The organism is Providencia sp. PROV197 (assembly GCF_028479625.1).
Lineage (GTDB): Bacteria > Pseudomonadota > Gammaproteobacteria > Enterobacterales > Enterobacteriaceae > Providencia > Providencia vermicola.
In genome coordinates this window covers 100361-116441 of sequence record NZ_JAMPNZ010000014.1, presented here as the reverse complement: position 1 = coordinate 116441, position 16081 = coordinate 100361, and the positions used below count along the sequence as shown (strand labels likewise).

Annotated in this window: 17 protein-coding genes; 6 read left to right on the top strand and 11 right to left on the bottom strand. The window is 44.3% G+C overall.

The annotated features are described in order from the left end of the window. The first annotated feature begins 3 nt into the window (after positions 1-3). From fixC to PR808_RS07020, 3 genes are all read left to right on the top strand, one after another. Entirely contained in the window at positions 4-1290 is a 1287-nt protein-coding gene (gene fixC / locus PR808_RS07030; RefSeq protein ID WP_272538989.1) for an FAD-dependent oxidoreductase FixC, read from the top strand. Next, complete coding sequence (fixX, locus tag PR808_RS07025) at positions 1287-1574, top strand: ferredoxin-like protein FixX (RefSeq protein ID WP_206084574.1); 288 nt, start codon at positions 1287-1289, stop codon at positions 1572-1574. The genes fixC and fixX overlap by 4 nt, the downstream gene beginning before the upstream one ends. 73 nt (positions 1575-1647) lie before the next feature. Next, positions 1648-2973 carry an MFS transporter gene (locus tag PR808_RS07020; protein WP_206084573.1) on the top strand — a complete coding sequence of 442 codons (1326 nt, stop codon included), beginning with the start codon at positions 1648-1650 and terminating at the stop codon, positions 2971-2973. A 52-nt stretch (positions 2974-3025) separates the two neighbouring features. Here PR808_RS07020 and pgpA read toward each other — a convergent pair whose 3' ends face one another. From pgpA to queA, 11 genes are all read right to left on the bottom strand, one after another. Next, on the bottom strand, positions 3026-3538 hold the full coding sequence (gene pgpA, locus PR808_RS07015; RefSeq protein ID WP_272538988.1) for a phosphatidylglycerophosphatase A: 513 nt from the start codon (positions 3536-3538) through the stop codon (positions 3026-3028). Next, a complete protein-coding gene (thiL, locus tag PR808_RS07010) occupies positions 3528-4520 on the bottom strand; it encodes a thiamine-phosphate kinase (RefSeq protein WP_272538987.1) in 993 nt (330 codons plus the stop codon). Before thiL ends, pgpA begins: the two co-directional genes overlap by 11 nt. Before the next feature lie 252 nt (positions 4521-4772). After that, the gene (nusB, locus tag PR808_RS07005) at positions 4773-5189 is read right to left on the bottom strand and encodes a transcription antitermination factor NusB (protein ID WP_036958557.1); all 417 of its coding nucleotides are present in this window, start codon (positions 5187-5189) and stop codon (positions 4773-4775) included. 89 nt (positions 5190-5278) lie between these two features. Continuing rightward, positions 5279-5752 carry a 6,7-dimethyl-8-ribityllumazine synthase gene (gene ribH, locus PR808_RS07000; RefSeq protein WP_206084570.1) on the bottom strand — a complete coding sequence of 158 codons (474 nt, stop codon included), beginning with the start codon at positions 5750-5752 and terminating at the stop codon, positions 5279-5281. A gap of 91 nt (positions 5753-5843) precedes the next feature. Continuing rightward, the gene (ribD, locus tag PR808_RS06995) at positions 5844-6956 is read right to left on the bottom strand and encodes a bifunctional diaminohydroxyphosphoribosylaminopyrimidine deaminase/5-amino-6-(5-phosphoribosylamino)uracil reductase RibD (protein WP_272539039.1); all 1113 of its coding nucleotides are present in this window, start codon (positions 6954-6956) and stop codon (positions 5844-5846) included. A gap of 8 nt (positions 6957-6964) precedes the next feature. Then, positions 6965-7414 carry a transcriptional regulator NrdR gene (gene nrdR, locus PR808_RS06990; protein ID WP_206084569.1) on the bottom strand — a complete coding sequence of 150 codons (450 nt, stop codon included), beginning with the start codon at positions 7412-7414 and terminating at the stop codon, positions 6965-6967. Between the two features lie 245 nt (positions 7415-7659). After that, on the bottom strand, positions 7660-8628 hold the full coding sequence (gene secF, locus PR808_RS06985; RefSeq protein ID WP_272538986.1) for a protein translocase subunit SecF: 969 nt from the start codon (positions 8626-8628) through the stop codon (positions 7660-7662). 10 nt (positions 8629-8638) lie between these two features. Next, positions 8639-10486, bottom strand: coding sequence for a protein translocase subunit SecD (gene secD / locus PR808_RS06980; protein ID WP_272538985.1), 1848 nt, complete (start codon positions 10484-10486; stop codon positions 8639-8641). Between the two features lie 26 nt (positions 10487-10512). Continuing rightward, positions 10513-10845 (bottom strand): preprotein translocase subunit YajC, encoded by a 333-nt coding sequence (yajC, locus tag PR808_RS06975; protein ID WP_004905542.1) that lies wholly within the window; start codon positions 10843-10845, stop codon positions 10513-10515. 135 nt (positions 10846-10980) lie between these two features. Beyond that, positions 10981-12108, bottom strand: coding sequence for a tRNA guanosine(34) transglycosylase Tgt (gene tgt / locus PR808_RS06970; RefSeq protein ID WP_219245724.1), 1128 nt, complete (start codon positions 12106-12108; stop codon positions 10981-10983). A gap of 89 nt (positions 12109-12197) precedes the next feature. Further along, positions 12198-13268, bottom strand: coding sequence for a tRNA preQ1(34) S-adenosylmethionine ribosyltransferase-isomerase QueA (gene queA, locus PR808_RS06965; protein WP_206084565.1), 1071 nt, complete (start codon positions 13266-13268; stop codon positions 12198-12200). A 453-nt stretch (positions 13269-13721) separates the two neighbouring features. Here queA and PR808_RS06960 point away from each other — a divergent pair, with 453 nt between their 5' ends. From PR808_RS06960 to PR808_RS06950, 3 genes are all read left to right on the top strand, one after another. Next, complete coding sequence (locus tag PR808_RS06960) at positions 13722-14333, top strand: acyl carrier protein phosphodiesterase (RefSeq protein WP_206084564.1); 612 nt, start codon at positions 13722-13724, stop codon at positions 14331-14333. 211 nt (positions 14334-14544) lie between these two features. Next, positions 14545-15147: a peroxiredoxin C gene (locus tag PR808_RS06955; RefSeq protein WP_219245721.1), complete on the top strand. Its 603-nt coding sequence runs from the start codon at positions 14545-14547 to the stop codon at positions 15145-15147. A 193-nt stretch (positions 15148-15340) separates the two neighbouring features. After that, positions 15341-15961, top strand: a complete 621-nt coding sequence (locus PR808_RS06950; protein ID WP_272538984.1) for a hypothetical protein — start codon at positions 15341-15343, stop codon at positions 15959-15961. Positions 15962-16081 lie beyond the last annotated feature (120 nt).

Below are 16081 nucleotides of genomic sequence, written 5' to 3'. Positions count from 1 at the left end.
ACTATGTCCGATGATATTTTTGATGCAATCATTGTTGGCGCAGGCCTAGCGGGTTCTGTCGCTGCACTGGTGCTTGCCCGTGAAGGTGCGCAAGTTCTCCTAATTGAAAGAGGAAACTACGCTGGCGGGAAGAACGTCACAGGTGGGCGGATGTACGCCCATAGTTTAGAACGCATTATTCCTGGATTTACCCAAGAAGCGCCTATCGAACGCATGATCACCCGTGAAAGGCTGTCATTTATGACTGAAACCGGTGCCGTCACCGTCGATTTTCAAAATAGCGCCGAGCAGAGCCCAGACGAAACATCTTGGTCTGTTTTACGGGGAAAACTCGATCCGTGGCTGGTAGAACAAGCTGAAAATGCGGGAGCGCAATGCATTACAGGTATCCGAGTTGATAAACTGGTCGAGCGGGACGGCAAAATCGTTGGTGTCGAAGCGGATGGTGATGTGCTTGAAGCCAAAGTTGTTATTTTGGCTGATGGGGTGAATTCACTGCTCGCCGAACAAATTGGCATGACGAAGCGTGTGAGCACTGAACATGTCGCTGTTGGGGTTAAAGAATTAATCGAACTCCCTAAAGATGTTTTATGTAATCGCTTCAATATTAAAGACAATGAAGGCGTTGCATGGCTATTTGCTGGCTCGCCAACTGATGGGCTAATGGGGGGAGGATTCTTATATACCAATGAGGACACTGTCTCTTTAGGTCTGGTTTGTGGTTTGCATCATATCAAAGATGCCAAAAAATCTGTTCCACAAATGTTAGAAGATTTTAAGCAGCACCCCGCTGTCGCCCCGTTAATTGAAGGCGGCAAGATGATTGAATACGCTGCACACGTTGTGCCAGAAGCGGGCTTAAAAATGCAGTCGGAACTTGTCCGTGATGGCGTGTTAATTGCGGGTGATGCAGCGGGTATGTGTATGAACCTTGGGTTTACCATTCGCGGCATGGATTTAGCCGTTGCCTCGGGTGAAGCGGCAGCTAAAACTGTGCTTAATGCAATGAAAAAAGAAGACTTTAGCAAGCAAGGGCTCAGTGCATATCTTTCACTATTAAATGAAGGTCCACTGCGTGACATGAAGATGTACCAAAAAATGCCTGAATTTTTGGATAACCCACGTATGTTTACCGCTTACCCAGAAATGGCGATTGGGATTGCGAAAAAATTATTTACCATTTCGGATGAAGCGCCTGTTCCACTGCGTAAAACCATGCTGCAACATGCGAAAAAAGTGGGCTTCATGAATTTAATCAAGGATGGAATTAAAGGAGTGAGAGCAATATGAGCCAGCCAGTTAACGTTGATGTCAAACTTGGTATCAATAAATTTAATGTCGATGAAGAAAATCCACATATCGTCATCAAAGAACACCCTGATATGCAAGTGCTCGACACTTTAACAAAGGCCTGCCCCGCAGGTTTATATAAAAAACAAGAAGATGGCTCAGTCCGTTTTGACTATGCTGGCTGCCTTGAGTGCGGTACTTGCCGTATTTTAGGCTTAGAGAGTGCACTCGAAAAGTGGGAATACCCACGAGGCACTTTCGGCATTGAATTTCGTTACGGCTGATTAGTATTACTCTCGAAGTTTCAAAGACTTCGAGAGTTTTATAGCGTATTTTACGCTGACACTGGGATACACAATGAAACCGAAAAGTTTTGATGATATTCAATTCTCCTCCGTGCATCGGCGGATCATGCTGTGGGGCAGCGGCGGGCCTTTTCTTGATGGTTATGTATTGGTTCTGATCGGTGTCGCACTTGAACAACTCACCCCTTTACTCAATTTAAGCAGCGAGTGGATAGGCTTACTCGGCGCAGCAACCCTTGCAGGGTTATTTATCGGTACATCACTCTTTGGCTATATATGTGACCAAGTCGGTCGACGCAAAATGTTCCTCATTGACATTGTGGCGATTGGCGTCATTTCTGTCGCAACCATGTTTGTCTCCACGCCATTGCAGCTACTTCTCATGCGCTTTTTGATTGGCATTGTGATTGGCGCTGATTACCCCATCGCTACCTCAATGATCACCGAATTTTCAAACACCAAACAAAGGGCATTTGCCGTCGGCTTTATTGCGGCGATGTGGTATGTGGGGGCAACTTGCGCCAACCTTGTGGGCTATGTGCTGTACGATGTCGAAGGCGGCTGGCGCTGGATGCTAGGCAGCGCAGTAATCCCTTGCATCGTTATTTTGATCGGTCGCTTTGATTTGCCTGAATCGCCACTGTGGTTGATACGTAAAGGGCGAATTAAAGAATGTGAAAAAATGATGGAAAAACTATTCGGGCAACCCGTGGTGTTTGAAGCGGAAGAACAGAAGAAAACACATTTCCTGCAATTATTCACTAAACGTCATTTTTCCTTCGTCTTATTTACCGCGATTATTTGGACTTGCCAAGTGATCCCAATGTTCGCCATCTATACCTTCGGCCCACAAATTGTTGGGCAGCTCGGTTGGGATCAAGGTAAAAACGCCGCACTCGGTAACGTCGTGATCAGCCTATTCTTTATGTTAGGTTGCCTGCCTGCCATGTATTGGCTCAATAAAATGGGCAGACGTCCCTTACTTATTGGCAGCTTTGCCATTATGACACTTGCACTAGCGACCCTCGGGCTATTTTCCAACCTTGGGATCTGTCTGGTGATCATTATGTTTGGGATCTACGCCTTTTTCTCTGGAGGGCCTGGGATCTTACAATGGCTCTATCCAAATGAACTGTTCCCAACGGATATCCGTGCTTCTGCCGTCGGTGTGATCATGTCAATTAGCCGTATCGGAACCATCTTTTCTACGTGGGCTCTGCCTGTGTTTATCAGTGAATATGGTATTAGTAATGTGGTATTGATGGGGGCGGGAGTGTCGTTATTAGGTTTAGTCGTTTCGATATTGTTTGCTCCAGAAACCAAAGGGTTAACGCTAGCACAAACATCAGTAATGGGAATTAGTCGTCGAAAGGAATAATTTTGTTAATGATGACAAGCAAGGCCATCCATTGATGGCCTTCTTATTTTACTCATAAAAATGAGAGCAAATTAAACTTAACACATAGCCAGACAGTTGCATAAGCGAAAATCGCCGCGATGATATCGTCGATCATAATGCCAAAACCGCCGCCAACTTTACGGTCAAAAATACGGATCGGCCAAGGCTTCCACATATCGTAAATACGGAAAATAAAGAAAGCGGTGACAACCCACTCAAAATCCACCACAGGGATCGCCATCAACGTAATCCACATACCGATAAACTCATCCCAGACAATACTGCCGTGGTCATGAATTTTCATGTCGTCCGACGTGCGTTGGCAAATCATACAGCCAATCCAGAAGCCTGCAACAATCACCACCCATAAACTCCAAACGGGCATCCCTGACATCAATAGCCAGAATGGGATTGCAGCGAGTGAGCCCATCGTTCCAGGAACAATCGGCGATAATCCACTGCCAAACCCCGTAGCAAGTAAATGCCATGGGTTACGCATGTTTAGCCGTTTTTTCGCTTCTACTTTTTCTTGGCTAGTCGCCATAAACACCTTCCGAAACAAAGTGATCGAAACCTTTAAGGTTTACATCAACTTCTTGGTTATTGCAAAAGTAGCGGATCCCTTCGGATTGGGGTTTGATCTGCCCAATACAGGTAAAACCAGAGCCTGTATGTGCTAACGCCATTTCTAGCGCACCACGGTTGATTTCAGGTACTGTGAAGCACAATTCATAATCTTCACCGCCACTGAGCGACCATAAGCGCCCTTGTTCTACACTACAACTTTGTTTTAACGCCTCCGATTGTGGCAACGAATCTAAGTTGATCCGCGCACCGCAGCCACTGGCTTTTAAAATATGGTTTAAATCGGAAACCAAGCCATCAGAAATATCAATCGCTGAAGAGGCTAAATTACGCAGGGCTTGGCCTTGTAAAATACGCGGTTGAGGACGCAAATGGCGTGCAACTAACCACGCATTGTCTTCGGTGTTCGCAACATGCAGTCTATCTTGCAAAATAGCGAGCCCTGCCGCGCTATCCCCCAATGTGCCTGTCACATAAATCCAATCGCCATTACGCGCACCAGAACGGGACATTGCTTTACCAACTGGCACTAAGCCATGCACTGTATAGGTTAAGCTCATAGGCCCACGAGTCGTATCACCACCAATTAATTGCATTCCATAATAATTTAGTTGTTCGAACAAACTATCACTAAAAGACTGCAACCATTCACAATCGACACAAGGCAGTGTAATAGCTAAAGAAACCCATGCAGGATCAGCCCCCATTGCAGCAAGGTCACTTAAATTAGAGGCTAATGATTTGTACGCAAGGTCAGCGGGAGAAATCGTAGGTAGGAAATGAATGCCGGAAACGAGAGTGTCAGTACTCACAGCAAGTTGCTGTTTTTCCGGGATGGTCATCAACGCACAATCATCACCAATACCGATATTCACATCACGTCGGTTAGTGGTTTGACGGTTAAAGTAACGTGCGATGAGGTCAAATTCGCCATATGACATGGTAGATTTTCCGTTTTCGCTATCTCTATTTTCGTTTTAAACGAAATAAATAATTTATACTCTGAATAATTCAAGTTACAAATAGGCGGCAAATGACTGCACTTCCTAAAATAGACTAAAACCTGCATTTGAGCCAATTCTAGCCAATACACCTGTAACTTAAAGTATGACGAGCCTATAAGTACAAAGGTAGACTGAAACCCAGCCTACCTCTCGACTACTGTAGTGTTACAGGAGGGAACCCTGATATTATTATTTTTTACGGCGAACCGCTGGTGCCGCTTTATCTAATACACCGTTAACGAATTTATGGCTATCTTCTGCGCCGAATACTTTCGCTAATTCAATACCTTCATTAATTGCGACTTTGTAAGGCACATCTTCACGGAAGCTCAATTCAAACATAGAGACACGTAAAATCGCTTTTTCTACCTGACCCAGCTCTTCGAGTTGACGAGATAAATAAGGCGCCATCAGTTGATCAAGCTTAGTTGCATTGGTCGCAACGCCTGATAACAGTTCACGAAAATAGTTTACGTCAACGTCTGACATGTCCTGTTCAGCAATAAACTCATATTCGACTTCAGCAATTGGATTGCCAGATAATTGCCATGAATAAATGGCCTGTACAGCACACTCACGAGCGCGGCGACGAGCAGCAGGTTTCACAAGATTCCCCTTAAATTTAAAAACTATACACAATAATTTGTGTCGCAAAGAGGTTTACACACTCTCCGCGACGTCACATTATTTGTGTATTATTTGCCTTTGATGGCTTTAATCACATTAATCATTTCAAGTGCTGTTAAGGCAGCTTCAGCGCCTTTGTTGCCCGCTTTAGTACCCGCACGTTCAATAGCTTGCTCGATATTTTCAGTGGTTAATACACCAAAAGTTACAGGCACTTCGCTATTCATTGCAACATGGGACAGGCCAGAGCTGCACTCACCCGCAACGTATTCAAAATGAGCAGTACCACCACGGATAACCGTACCTAGTGCAATAACGGCATCATATTTTTTAGTTTCAACTAGCGCTTTCGCGGTTAATGGCAGTTCATAGGCACCCGGGACCCAAACGATAGTAATGTTGTCGTTTGAAACTTGGCCAATACGCTCTAACGCATCAACAGCGCCTTCCAGCAGACTATCATTAATAAAGTTGTTAAAACGAGCAATAGCGATAGCAACACGCGCTTTCGGCGCAGCAACAACACCTTTAATTACGTTCATAGTCTTCCTCTAATATTAATTATAACCCGCGGGGCGCGGATTTTATCACATTCTTTCGTTTATCGTATGCGCGAATTTCAAAAAAACGCACTTACCAGACAGGGCGTAGCCTGACACGCAGGTCATCACCGACTTTCGTCACATCTGTAAATTCAAATCTTGGCGCATCCACCAAGGCATTTAATGCAGGGAAATCAACCAAACCACGTGCATTGTTGCCCAGTAATTTAGGGGCAATATACACAATCAGTTCATCAACAATACCCAGCTTGAGTAACGATCCCGCTAATTTGGCCCCCGCTTCTACCCAAATACTGTTTACGTTACGTTTCGCCAGCTGCATCATTAAAATAACCAGATCAGTGCCGTTATCATCAGCGGGAACGGCAATCTGCTCAACTTTTCCTTGCCATGATGTGTTTGCTTCTGGGGTTGCGCGAACTAACCAACACTCACCATCAAGTTGTGTGACTTTATGGTCAGCCGTCACGCGGTTGTGGTTATCCAGCACAATACGGATTGGCTGGCGCACTTGGCTTTCTGGGTAAACGTGTTGAATATCCGCGGGGAGCTCGTTCCAACGCACTGTCAGAGATGGGTCATCCGCAATCACAGTGCTACTGGTGCTTAAGATGGCGCTAGCCTGGGCACGAAACTCTTGGACATCTTTACGCGCCGCAGCACTGGTGATCCACTTACTTTCGCCTGTCTCTAACGCGGTTTTACCATCGAGTGAGGCGGCAAGTTTTAACTGAATATACGGGAAGCCAGTACGCATGCGTTTTAAGAAACCGCGGTTTGCCGCTTCGGCTTCCTCTAATAAAACATTACTGCGAGTTTCAATTCCCGCTTGAGACAACATGTACAGACCACGCCCAGCGACCTGTGGGTTGGGGTCTTGCATCGCGGCAACAACACGACTCACGCCTGCGTTAATCAATGCTTCTGCACAAGGTGGTGTACGGCCATGATGGCTACAAGGTTCAAGGGTGACATACGCCGTTGCCCCTTTCGCTTTCTCGCCCGCCATTCGCAGTGCATGCACTTCCGCATGGGGTTCACCCGCTTTTTGGTGATAGCCTTCACCCACAATTTCGCCATCACGTACAATCACACACCCGACGTTCGGATTCGGTGATGTGGTAAAACGGCCAAGACGTGCTAATTCAAAAGCACGCGCCATGTAAATGTTATCTTGTTCAATCATTGGCGCTAATCCTGTAATTTCGCGATTTCTTCGCCAAACTCACGCACATCTTCAAAACTACGATAAACCGAGGCAAAACGGATATACGCCACTTTATCGAGCTTTTTCAGCTCATCCATTACCAAGCTACCAATTAATTTCGACGGAACTTCACGTTCCCCTGTCGCACGGAGCTGGGACTTAATGGAAATAATAGCTTGTTCAATATCATCAGAGCTAACAGGGCGTTTTTCCAACGCTTTTTGCATACCGCGATTGAGTTTTTCTTCATCAAACGGCTCACGCACTTCATCACTTTTAATGACTCGGGGCATGACAAGTTCTGCCACTTCAAACGTGGTAAAACGTTCATGACAAAGCAAACATTGGCGGCGTCTACGGACTTGAGCACCTTCACCAACCAGACGCGAGTCGATGACTTTCGTATCTACAGCTGAGCAAAATGGGCAATGCATAGCGTTTCCTGAGTCCTATTTACGGAGGGATAGTTTACCCTACTATGCAAGAAAAAACACCTTGTAAGGTAACTTACAAGGTGTTCGTAACTCTTCATATTTCGTGTTGTGAGGGTGTTAGCTGCACTCCGATACCCTAGTCACATAGTTTACTATGTTCCTAGGGATATCGCTCGCTTGCTGCCTACTCACAACACAAACTATTTTGAGTACTAATTGGCTTAGTTATTTATCGTTTTTAAAAACTAAGGCAGTAATGACTCTTGGTCAGCACCTTCTTTCTCGACTTTCGCTTGAATCAAGTGTTCACGCTTCATACCCATCTTCAGTGCTAATGCAGAAGCCACATAAATAGATGAGATAGTACCGATAGTTACACCGATTAACATAACCAGTGAGAAGCCTTCCAACATTGCGCCACCGAACAGGTACAGCATCAGAACCACTAACAAAGTAGTGGCTGATGTCATGATGGTACGGCTCAGTGTTTGTGTCAAAGAGACGTTCATGATTTCGTACGGTGTACCACGACGAATTTTGCGGAAGTTTTCACGGATACGGTCGGAAACAACGATACTGTCGTTCAGCGAGTAACCAATAACCGACATCAATGATGCTACGATGGTCATATCTATCTCAATATGGAACAGAGACAGAATACCCAAGGTAATCACCACGTCATGGGCAAGAGACAATACGGCACCCGCTGCCAGACGCCATTCGAAACGGAAACCGACATAAATCAAAATACAGATAAGCGCAGTTAACAGAGCTAATGCCCCTGTTTGCGCCAGCTCTGCACCGACACTCGGCCCCACGAATTCGATTCGTTTTACAGTGGCTTTATCATCAACGTTTTGGTTGATAATCGTAATAATCTCTTTGCCGACTTCTTGACCCGCAGTGCCTTCAATTGGCGGGATACGGATCATGATGTCACGGCTGCTACCAAAGTTTTGAATCAATGGGTCTTTATGGTTCGAGTTAGACAAGCTATCACGAATTTTATCCAAATCAGCAGGTTGACTTAGGTTAATCTCAATAACCGTCCCCCCAGTGAAATCTAGACCCCAGTTAAACCCTTTTAGTCCGATAATGACAACTGATGCAACCAATAACAGAGCTGAAATCGTGAAGGCAACGTTGTCCCAGCGCATAAAGTCATAGACTTTACGGCCATAGTTCAATTGTTCAACAGTATAATCCTGTGCCACAACGTGCTCCTTAAATTGACAGCTTGTTAATACGTTTACCACCATATAGCAGGTTCACAATCGCACGTGTACCTACAATCGCTGTAAACATAGAGGTTGCGACACCAATCGCTGTCGTAATTGCAAAGCCTTTAATCGACCCCGTCCCCACTGCATATAGAATGATAGCGGTGATCAATGTCGTTAAGTTTGCATCGATAATACTTGAGAAGGCACCTTTATAACCTTCATGAATCGCTTGCTGAACGGATCGCCCGTTTTTCAGCTCTTCTTTAATACGTTCGTTGATCAGTACGTTGGCATCGACCGCAACCGCAAGGGTTAATACGATACCCGCAATACCTGGCATGGTAAGTGTTGCACCTGGCAACAACGACATCACACCCACAATTAACACCAAGTTAGCTAACAGCGCGCTACTCGCAATCAAACCAAATTTACGATAGTAGATAATCATAAACAGGATAGACGCTAACAGACCCGCGATACACGCCTTCAGACCTTGCTCGATATTTTGCATACCCAGTGTTGGACCGATAGTACGTTCTTCAACGATTTGAATTGGCGCAATCAATGCACCTGCACGTAATAATAATGAAAGCTGGCGTGCTTCATTACCATTATTGATACCAGTGATACGGAATTTGCTACCAAAACGTGCAGAAATACGTGCAGCATTGATAACTTTTTCGTCTTTCACCAAGATTGAACGGCCAGTCGCATCTTTTTTACCGCTGTCTTTATATTCAACAAACAGCGTTGCCATTAGCTTGTCTTGGTTATCACGCGTAAAGTCAGACATGATAGAACCACCAGAACTATCAAGGCTGATGCTCACTTGCGGTGCACCGTTTTCATCGGCTTCAGAGGTGGAGTCAGTGATATGGTCCCCCGTTAAAATAACGCGTTTATACAGGACATATGGCGCCCCTTCACGGTCATATTTAACTTCAGAGTCACCTGGTACACGGCCACTTTCTGCAGCGGATGAATCCACGCTGGTATTGACAAGGCGGAATTCTAATGTAGCGGTTGCGCCTAAGATTTCTTTAGCACGTGCTGTATCTTGAATACCCGGTAACTCAACCACAATGCGGTCTGCACCTTGGCGTTGAACTAAAGGCTCAGCAACGCCTAATTGGTTTACACGGTTACGGATGATAGTAATGTTTTGAGAAACAGCATAGTTACGAGCTTCACGTAAGCGCTCGTCGGTCATCACAGCGATCATCGTGTTGTCGCTGCCATCACTAAACACGAGGTCTGGATATTTACGTGCTAGTGCTTTTTCTGCTTGGCTACGATCGTCAGCATTACGGAAGCGAACTTCAACGCTGTAATCATTGCCTTTACGAATAGAAGAGTACGCAATGCCTTCTTGACGCAGGTCATTACGCAAACCATCCATGTTTTGTTCCTGCAACTTACCTAATGCAGTGTCCATATCAACTTCCATCAGGAAGTGAACCCCACCACGCAGGTCAAGACCCAGCTTCATCGGCTCACCGCCGACAGCTTCGAGCCACTTAGGCGTCGCAGGTGCAAGGTTTAATGCAACAACATACTGGTCACCCAGTGCATTCATGATGACTTCACGAGCACGTAACTGAACATCAGAGTTGTTGAAACGGGCTAAAATTGCCCCATTTTCCAGAGAGATAGACTTACTCTCAATGTTGTCATCTTGTAACGATTTTTGGACTTGGACCAGCGTTTGTTCATTGGCGGCGGTTCCCCGCACGCCAGTGATCTGAACAGCCGGATCCTCACCATATAGGTTAGGAAGCGCATAAAGCAGACCGATGAGGATCGCAACGATCAACATCAGATACTTCCACAAAGGATAACGGTTTAGCACGGCAGTTCCCTTCGGGAAAATCAGAATTAAATTGCTTTCATTGTGCCTTTAGGTAAAACAGCAGCAACGAAATCACGTTTGATGGTTACTTCTGTGTTCTCACTCAGTTCAAGAACAACATAACCTGTTTCAGACACTTTAGTCACACGTCCGATTAAACCGCCAGTTGTTAAAACTTCATCACCTTTAGTGATAGATTCCATCAATTTACGGTGTTCTTTCGCACGTTTTTGCTGTGGACGCAAAATCATGAAATAGAAGATCAGCGCAAAAACAACAAGCATGATAACCATGGTGTATGGGCTACCTTGCGCTGGTGCACCTGCTGATGCCGCTGCTTCAGAAATAAAAAAACTCATTCAACTTTCCTCATTGTTTTATTGAAAGCAATTTTAAGTACAGACTCTAACTAATTCAGTGCGTTTATATTCGAAGTCTAACGAATAAACCAAGCTAACTATGCTACACAGATTAGCGTGATTTCGCACTTAAATTCATTCGATATTTAACGAAGGTTCAGGTTTTCCAATCTTTTGATAGAAATCTTTCGCAAACTCTTCGAAATTACCGTCTTCAATGGCTTGGCGGATACCCGCCATTAAACGTTGATAATAACGTAAATTATGGATGGTATTGAGCCTTGCGCCAAGAATTTCATTACATCTATCAAGATGATGCAAGTAGGCACGACTGTAATGACGACAAGTATAGCAGTCACAATCCGCATCGAGCGTTGATGTGTCAGATTTATACTTCGCATTACGAATTTTTACCACGCCATTTGTGACAAATAAATGGCCGTTTCGTGCATTTCGTGTTGGCATCACACAGTCGAACATGTCGATACCACGACGAACGCCTTCCACTAAATCTTCTGGTTTACCGACACCCATTAAATACCGCGGTTTTTCTGCCGGAATTTGTGGGCAAACATGCTCTAAAATACGGTGCATATCTTCTTTCGGTTCGCCAACGGCGAGGCCGCCTACAGCGTAACCATCAAAGCCAATTTCCACCAGCCCCTTAACCGAAATATCACGTAAATCTTCGTAAACACTGCCTTGGATGATACCAAACAACGCATTTTTATTGTTTAACTCATCAAAACGTTGGCGGCTACGCGCAGCCCAGCGCAGTGACATTTCCATTGAGGTCTTTGCATAATCCCAATCTGCTGGATATGGCGTACATTCGTCAAATATCATCACGATATCTGAACCGAGGTCGTACTGAATTTCCATCGATTTTTCAGGGCTTAAGAAAACTTTCTCACCATTAATTGGGTTACGGAAGTGTACGCCTTCTTCTTTAATTTTACGCATCGCGCCAAGACTAAAGACTTGGAAACCACCCGAATCCGTTAAAATTGGACCTTGCCATTGCATAAAGTCATGGAGGTCACCATGCAACTTCATGATTTCTTGGCCGGGACGTAACCACAGGTGGAAAGTATTGCCTAACAGGATTTGGGCACCCGTTTCTTTCACTTCTTCTGGGGTCATACCTTTTACGGTACCGTAGGTGCCCACTGGCATAAATGCAGGGGTTTCAACCACACCGCGCTCAAACACTAAACGGCCGCGGCGTGCATTGCCATCGGTCGTTTGTAATTCATATTTCACGTTTGCCTCCAAACATCAGAAAAACAGTCTGATGTTATCGATAATATTAATTTGCTAAGCAAGCAGCCGATGCCACCGCTTATCACTGATTATTCGCCAATTTTTTCGAATTTTGCATTCGCATTGGGGGTGATAAACATCGCATCACCATAGCTAAAGAAACGGTATTGCTCAGCAACCGCTTCTTTGTACGCATTCATTGTGTTTTTATATCCAGCAAATGCAGAAACCAACATAATTAATGTCGATTCAGGCAGATGGAAGTTAGTGATGAGTGCATCAATCACCTGATATTCATAACCTGGATAAATAAAAATTTGGGTATCATCAAAAAATGGAGCAATTAAGGCATCTTGGCTGGCTTTAGCTGCGCTTTCTAATGAACGAACTGACGTTGTTCCCACTGCAATAACACGGTTACCACGCGCTTTACACGCCAATACCGCATCAACCACATCTTGTGGCACTTCCGCATATTCGGAGTGCATGATGTGGTCTTCGATGGTATCAACACGAACAGGCTGGAACGTCCCCGCGCCAACATGTAACGTGACAAACGCCATTTCGACACCTTTTTGGCGCAAAGCTTCAAGCAAAGGCTCATCAAAGTGTAGGCCAGCCGTTGGTGCTGCGACAGCCCCCGGTTTTTCACTATACACGGTTTGATAAAGCTCTTTGTCCGCTTCTTCATCAGGTCGGTCGATGTAAGGTGGCAATGGCATATGACCAATTTGGTTCAAAATGCTCAACACATCCCGTTCATCATCAAAACGCAGCTCAAATAAAGCTCCATGACGCGCCACCATCGTGGCGTTGACGCTTTCATCTTCACCCAGCAACAATTCAGTGCCTTCTTTCGGCGCTTTTGAGGCGCGAACATGTGCTAATACACGGTGCTCGTCCAACATGCGTTCAATGAGAACTTCAATTTTACCGCCGCTAACTTTACGACCAAATAGCCTTGCAGGGATCACGCGAGTATTGTTGAATACCAGTAAATCCCCTTTCTCCAATTTTTCTAGAACATCCGTAAAAACACCATGCGTTAGCTGCCCCGATCCGCCATCTAGACTTAATAAGCGGCAAGCGCTACGTTCAGCCTGTGGGTAGTGGGCAATCAGTTCTTCAGGTAATTCAAAAGTAAAATCAGAAACACGCATTGTATTGACATCAATCTAAAAAAAACAGGCGACTAGTCTAGTGCCGCACCGCCTTTGGCGCAAGAAATAAGCGCAAAATCGCACAAAAAACCACCATTATTTGACAAATATTTTGTTAGCAAAAAATTCTGTACGCTATTTATCCATTCGATAAATGAATTATTTCTGTTTTTCCTTTTATCTCTCAATACTCATACCTCATGAATTTCGAATTAGAGGAATTCTTTATTATTCCTCTACCAAGTAATGTCCTGTAAGTTTCGAATTCAACATAATTACTGCTATAGTTTGAGCAATCAAAAAGTTAGCTAAGCTGCGTTGCATGTCCTATGGATTTCGAATCACAGGTAGGCAGCAAGTAAAGATATCCCGATGAGCATACATGAGTATGTGATTCGGGTGGCTTTACGAAGCTAACACCCCTGTGGTTTGAAAGACGACGGACATTTTAAAGTGAATTATTTAGCGCACCTCCACCTAGCCCACCTCGCTGACAGCTCCCTGCTCGGCAATACAATGGCTGACTACGTTCGCGGCAACCCTGCGGGCATTTACTCGTCCGAAATTGTCTCTGGCATTATGATGCACCGAGCCGTCGATCGAATTACTGACACACATCCCTTAGTCAAAGAAGCCAAATTGCTGTTTCGTGAGGAATATCGGCGTGTTGCGCCGATCACCTTGGATTTAGTATGGGATCATTTTTTGTCTTTGCATTGGTCGACAATTGAGCCAGCCATTTCATTGCCTGAATTTGTGCGTTATTGTCGAAATATTATCGAACCTCAGCTTTGTCATACCCCTGAAAAATTTCAGGAGCTAAATGAGTATCTCTGGCCGCAGCAATGGTTAATTCGCTACGCAGACAAAAGCTATATCGGTAAATCCCTGAATGGGATGGCGAAAAGAAGGCCTAAACTGAGTGCGCTAAGTGGTTCATTTGATGATTTTTTATTGCAGTATAGTGAACTTGAAAATATTTTCTTTCAATTTTACCCACAAATGATGGTGAATGCGCTGCAACAAATTTTTGTACAAGATGTCACAATACAGGCAAAGGAATAAATTAATGCTTGCACTTTGGCAGAATAAAACTATCTTATTGATATTAATTTATTAAACCAGTACAATTGATAGCTAAAACCTATCACAATAATTGGTTTAAATGTCTTTATTATCAAAAGATAATTTTTTATCCTTTTGGAAGTCTATGTCCGAAAATACATAATTTTTTGTAAAATCTCTCGGACAAAAATCAAACTCATAGGAGTAAATTATGGTTCTGGTAACACGTCAAGCCCCTGACTTTACTGCTGCTGCTGTTTTAGGTAACGGTGAAATCGTTGAAAACTTCAACCTGAAAACCCACCTGAACGGCCGTCCAGCTGTGATCTTCTTCTGGCCAATGGACTTTACTTTCGTTTGTCCTTCAGAGCTGATCGCATTTGACCACCGCTATGAAGAATTCAAAAAACGCGGTGTTGAAATTGTTGGTGTTTCTTTTGACTCTGAGTTTGTTCATAACGCATGGCGTAAAACCCCAGTAGATAACGGCGGTATCGGTGAAGTTAAATACCCGATGGTTGCTGATATCAAACGCGAAATCATGAAAGCTTACGGTATTGAACACCCAGAAGCAGGCGTTGCCCTGCGTGGTTCTTTCCTCGTTGACAAAAACGGTGTTGTTCGTCACCAAGTGGTTAACGACCTGCCATTAGGCCGTAACATCGACGAAATGCTGCGTATGGTTGACGCACTGCAATTCCACGAAGAGCACGGTGATGTTTGCCCAGCTCAGTGGGAAAAAGGAAAAGAAGGTATGAATGCTTCTCCAAAAGGCGTTGCTGACTACCTGACCAAAAACTCTGCAAAACTGTAATCAATCGATTTAGTTTTTCGAAAGCGGGCACTGCCCGCTTTTTCTTTTCATAAGCTCGTCCTAAGAAACATCTCAAACAACCCCAAAATCTCCCTTATCATTTATCTCTGACTATAAACCTTTCCTTATTTATATTACCGTTACAATTAGAATCATTTAATTACAAATAAATAACAAAGCTAGGTATCGGAAAATGAAATTAAAACTCATCACTTCAATCGCCCTCATCAGTGCATTACTTGCAGGATGTGATAGCAGCCAAACCGCATCAGAAAGTAACTTCAAAAAGTCTATCCAAGATTACCTCGATACTAAGAAAGCGATTTGTATCAATGTAGATCCTATGCCAGCAGGCTTTATCACCAAATTCAGCTACCGTAATATTGAACAACTGGATACTTTAGTGAATGCAGGTTTACTGGAAAAAAGCGAAAAACAAGTCACCGTGAAAGATATGTGGAGTGGAGAGCAAGTAGGGGATGGCGTCGAATATACATTGACCAGTGAAGGGCAAAAATTTTATAACGAGAAGCAAGCCCAATCTTCAGGCCGTGGCAGTTTCTGCACGGGTAAGTTAGTCGTTAACGAAGTCACTAATTTTACTGAGCCAGCTGAGCGCGGTGGTCAGCAGATTTCTATCGCCAACTACACGCAAAAACTGGAGGATGTTGCTGCATGGGCAAAAAATGAAAAAGTGATTGCGGCTTATCCTCAAATTAAATCAGCACAAACACATGCTGAACGTGCACAGCAAAGCCCTCTCATTTTAACCAATAATGGTTGGGTCCACATGGCATTGTTTAATAAGAAATAATATACTTCATGGGCTCTTTTTGAGCCCTTTTCCTATCCATATTTAAATCCTGCTTATTGATAAATAACCCTACCCAGTTAACACTTCTTAACTCAAATATTCAACGTTCTGCACTATTGT

What these genes read in the sequence shown, in the direction of transcription:
- fixC (WP_272538989.1), top strand. Translation starts at nt 4, where the DNA reads ATGTCCGATGATATTTTTGATGCAATCATTGTTGGCGCAGGCCTAGCG.
- thiL (WP_272538987.1), bottom strand. Translation starts at nt 4,520, where the DNA reads ATGTCATATGGCGAATTTGACCTCATCGCACGTTACTTTAACCGTCAA.
- pgpA (WP_272538988.1), bottom strand. Translation starts at nt 3,538, where the DNA reads ATGGCGACTAGCCAAGAAAAAGTAGAAGCGAAAAAACGGCTAAACATG.
- PR808_RS06955 (WP_219245721.1), top strand. Translation starts at nt 14,545, where the DNA reads ATGGTTCTGGTAACACGTCAAGCCCCTGACTTTACTGCTGCTGCTGTT.
- PR808_RS06950 (WP_272538984.1), top strand. Translation starts at nt 15,341, where the DNA reads ATGAAATTAAAACTCATCACTTCAATCGCCCTCATCAGTGCATTACTT.
- PR808_RS07020 (WP_206084573.1), top strand. Translation starts at nt 1,648, where the DNA reads ATGAAACCGAAAAGTTTTGATGATATTCAATTCTCCTCCGTGCATCGG.
- ribH (WP_206084570.1), bottom strand. Translation starts at nt 5,752, where the DNA reads ATGAACGTAATTAAAGGTGTTGTTGCTGCGCCGAAAGCGCGTGTTGCT.
- queA (WP_206084565.1), bottom strand. Translation starts at nt 13,268, where the DNA reads ATGCGTGTTTCTGATTTTACTTTTGAATTACCTGAAGAACTGATTGCC.
- fixX (WP_206084574.1), top strand. Translation starts at nt 1,287, where the DNA reads ATGAGCCAGCCAGTTAACGTTGATGTCAAACTTGGTATCAATAAATTT.
- yajC (WP_004905542.1), bottom strand. Translation starts at nt 10,845, where the DNA reads ATGAGTTTTTTTATTTCTGAAGCAGCGGCATCAGCAGGTGCACCAGCG.
- nrdR (WP_206084569.1), bottom strand. Translation starts at nt 7,414, where the DNA reads ATGCATTGCCCATTTTGCTCAGCTGTAGATACGAAAGTCATCGACTCG.